The organism is Deltaproteobacteria bacterium, from assembly GCA_019309045.1.
Lineage (GTDB): Bacteria > Desulfobacterota > Syntrophobacteria > BM002 > BM002 > JAFDGZ01.
In genome coordinates this window covers 1-3,567 of record JAFDGZ010000210.1, presented here as the reverse complement: position 1 = coordinate 3,567, position 3,567 = coordinate 1, and the positions used below count along the sequence as shown (strand labels likewise).

The following is a 3,567-nucleotide window of genomic DNA, read 5'->3' as shown; positions in this document are numbered from 1 at the left end:
TCGGGGTGACCCTTCTGCGGCGCTGCTGGAAGTGCTGGACCCTGAGCAGAATTTTGCCTTCAATGACCATTACCTGGACGTGGATTACGATCTCTCGGAAATTCTTTTTATCACCACAGCAAACACCCTGCACACCATCCCGCCGGCTCTGCAGGATCGCATGGAGATTATCAGGCTTCCTGGTTATACCGAATTTGACAAGCTCAATATTGCCAGACAGTTTCTTATCAAGAAACAGGCTGAGATAAACGGTTTGAAGCCGGAAAATATCCACTTTTCAGACGGCGCAATTTACGAGATTATTCGCCGCTATACGCGGGAAGCGGGGGTGCGCAACCTGGAACGTGAAATCGCTTCCATCTGCCGCAAGGTGGCCAAAGAGGTGGTCAAGCACGGACCCGAAACCACGGTGCGCATCACGGAGAAGAGTGTGGCCAAGTACCTGGGGGTGCCCAAATTCCATTACGGTAGAGCCGAGGAGAAAGACGAGATCGGTCTGGCCATTGGCCTGGCCTGGACCGAGGTGGGCGGGGAGCTCCTGGGGATCGAAACAGCCATAATGCCGGGCAAAGGTGGGCTGACCATAACCGGCAAGCTAGGAGAGGTCATGCAGGAGTCGGCCCAGGCTGCTCTGAGCTATGTACGGTCCAGAGCCGAAGCTTTTGAACTGGATCCGGAATTCTATCAGAAACTGGACATTCATGTACACGTGCCCGAAGGTGCCATCCCCAAGGATGGCCCCTCAGCCGGCATCACCATGGCCACCGCTATTGTATCCGCCCTGCTCAAGGTGCCCGTGCGAAGCGACCTAGCCATGACAGGCGAGATTACCTTGAGAGGGCGAGTGCTCCCCATCGGCGGCCTTAAGGAAAAAGTACTGGCTGCCCACCGGGGCTTGATCAAGAAAGTGCTCATTCCTAAAGAAAATGCCAAGGACATCAAAGAGATCCCCCAGAAAATACTCAAGGAAGTAGAGCTGGTCCTGGTTGAGCATATGGATCAGGTGCTCACCCAGGCCCTGGTACTTGATGATCCGGATAAACTCTTCAAGAAGCCGGAGGAGGTGCCGGAGACCATTCCACCACCGGAGACCATAGCAACTTCGGACGAAATCAAGGATATCACCGCTCATTGACGGTTGCAGTGGAGCAAGCCAATTGCCAGAGCATGAACGCCGCCCCAGACTTCCTTTGGCTGGGGCTTTTTTATTTGGCTGCCTCAGGCAATTGACTGCGCAATAAAATGAGGAAATTTCTTGACAGAGTGCGGCTTGACCTGCTAATGGCATGATGAACACTCGGGCGGGTAGCTCAGTGGGGAGAGCATCGGCCTTACAAGCCGGGGGTCGCAGGTTCAACTCCTGTCCCGCCCACCACGGAAAAGACAGGCTTGAGAGTTTCGGTTCTCAAGCCTTTTTGGCCAGGGAGGAAACTATTTGACTTGTGCATTGCACTACAATACAATTAGCAAATCTATAAATTAGCTTATTAGGGGAATGAATGGCTGGCAGACAACGACCGACCATAGCGATTACTATAGCGCCGCAGCTGCTCGAGAGGATTGATAAACTTGCTTCGTCTTCGCAAATGAGCCGCAGCAGGTTTATTGAAAACCTCCTGGCAGCAGGGGTCGATGTATTCGAGGAATTGGAAGGAACAGGTCTGTGGTCGGCATCAAAGGTTATGGCTCAGATCAAGGAGAGACTGAAAGAATCGCTAATCCAGAGGAAACTCTTCTAGAAAAATTCTTTATCTCTGCCAGGTGGCAAAGGGTCGTTCCTCTAGGCGATATCTCTGCGAGCAGCGAGTGCAGAGGTTCCTAAAGGCAAGCGGCAACGAAAATATATCATCCAGGCAAGTGCAGTGGACCTGTTGACCATGGCTCGAACGATAGAATGATTATCCTTGCCTGGATGGCTTGTTGAATTTTTGCCATCATGCCTGTCAGCAGGGAGGTCAGATATGGATGTTGCCCAGGAAGAAGAACTCAGAGTCCTTTTGAGAAAATTGCAGGATGAGGAGGCCTTGCAGGCCTCCAGGTTAACCAAAATCAGACAACTTAGAGAGGAAGTTGAGCAGGAGCTTCTTGAAGCTGAAGGCAAGCCTTTGCAAGGTTGACAGCGCGGCACGAGTCCATGCCCGAGCAGGGAGATTCTCAGTCTGCTGCCGCGGATTTTGCCCAGAAGCGTATCAATGACAATTTTTTCGGCCAAAGGCTTGCTCGGACTAGACAATTACCCCATCTACTTGAAGCGGAATAACATAACCCTTGGCTCTTTGATAGAAGAATTTCCTGCTAAGAATCTCCCCTGTCCCTCTCTGCCAGACTCTCTCTTGCTCACCCGGGTGGGTGGCTGCATGCAGGGGCAGATTTAGCGAGGAATAATGAGGCCCTGTCATCAGCCGGTGCGGGGCTGCGCCCCAGGAAGCCCTCATTTTTTTCTTTTGTAATGATAGTGGAAGGCCTGGTGAAGGACGGGCGACAAGTTCGGTCTGGCAAAGGTGGCGCCGTGAAGGGCCACGTCAGGAGTGTTACCACGGTCACTTTTTATACCGTCAGCGCATGAGTGTGCTAGGGTCTGACTGGAAGGGGTGGTATAGTTGCTCGAGAACAATCGGCGTTCGTGGAAAGAGACGCTTCTTGAATACGTCAATGCCTTCGAGAAAAAATCTACCTCTCTGGTCGTTGCGGTTGGCATTCTTGTTGTGGGGCTCTTTCTAGCCTTGATGATCATCAAGTTGCGGGTGGACAACAACAGCCTTGCTTTGCAGTTGAGATCCCTGGATAGCAGACTGAAGAAGGTGGAAGAGAAGAGTTATCGACTCGACGAGAAGAGTTATCGACTCGACTGGCTTGATGCTAGACTTGCTGAAATTGAGGCCAAGAACAAGGAGTTTTCGCTTTTTATGGAGATGTTCGAAAAGCTCGACTCAGGCAACAAGGCCACGACAGCCACAAAACCACAGCCATTGACGCCAGCAAAAAGCCCCAGCAGGCGCTACCATAAGGTTCGTCCTGGAGAAACGCTGTATGGCATCAGCAAACGCTATGGCCTGAGTGTCGATGAAATCAGGCGACTGAACAAACTCGAGCCGGGTGCGGCGATTCACCCTGGGCAACTGCTCGCGGTAGGTTCACAGGGCAAAAAGTGACAGACGGTTCGGCACGATGTTTGCTGGCTTTACTAGTTATTGCTCGACTGAACCGGTCGACCTGTTCAGGATGTCAGGCCAACCTGTATGGCCGAATTGTAGGAGCGCATCTCTGGTCGCGACAACAGCTGTTGCGCTGCGCCGAGATGCAACTCCTGTAAGCACAGGAATGAAGGAGAATTGTCTGCATTTTTCTTTATAGAATCATTCATTTCAGGCGCTGGCAAGAGGTGTAGCAGTTGGGCAGCAAAATTCTCTCCTGGCAGAGTAAATCAACAAGGACAAGTTCAATGACCCCAGTACGATATGGTGCAGAAGGTGCAGCTCTGAGACCTCGGCTCGAGACCTTTGTGACGGCAGCTGTGTGCTTGCTGATTATTTTCCTTGTCTGGCCAACCTGTTCCTCGTATGCGCA

General features: G+C 51.9%; 4 protein-coding genes and 1 tRNA gene. All 5 read left to right on the top strand.

The window, feature by feature from the left end; translation table 11 throughout:
• Nucleotides 1–1,135, top strand: a 1,135-nt coding sequence (locus JRI89_17935) for an endopeptidase La (GenBank protein MBW2073112.1), incomplete at its 5' end; no start/stop codon positions are given.
• Between the two features lie 164 nt (nucleotides 1,136–1,299).
• Nucleotides 1,300–1,375, top strand: a tRNA-Val gene (locus JRI89_17930).
• A 124-nt stretch (nucleotides 1,376–1,499) separates the two neighbouring features.
• On the top strand, nucleotides 1,500–1,739 hold the full coding sequence (locus JRI89_17925) for a ribbon-helix-helix protein, CopG family (protein ID MBW2073111.1): 240 nt from the start codon (nucleotides 1,500–1,502) through the stop codon (nucleotides 1,737–1,739).
• Nucleotides 1,740–1,961: 222 nt separating this feature from the next.
• On the top strand, nucleotides 1,962–2,117 hold the full coding sequence (locus tag JRI89_17920) for a hypothetical protein (protein ID MBW2073110.1): 156 nt from the start codon (nucleotides 1,962–1,964) through the stop codon (nucleotides 2,115–2,117).
• 609 nt (nucleotides 2,118–2,726) lie between these two features.
• Complete coding sequence (locus tag JRI89_17915; protein ID MBW2073109.1) at nucleotides 2,727–3,152, top strand: LysM peptidoglycan-binding domain-containing protein; 426 nt, start codon at nucleotides 2,727–2,729, stop codon at nucleotides 3,150–3,152.
• The last annotated feature ends 415 nt before the right edge of the window (nucleotides 3,153–3,567 follow it).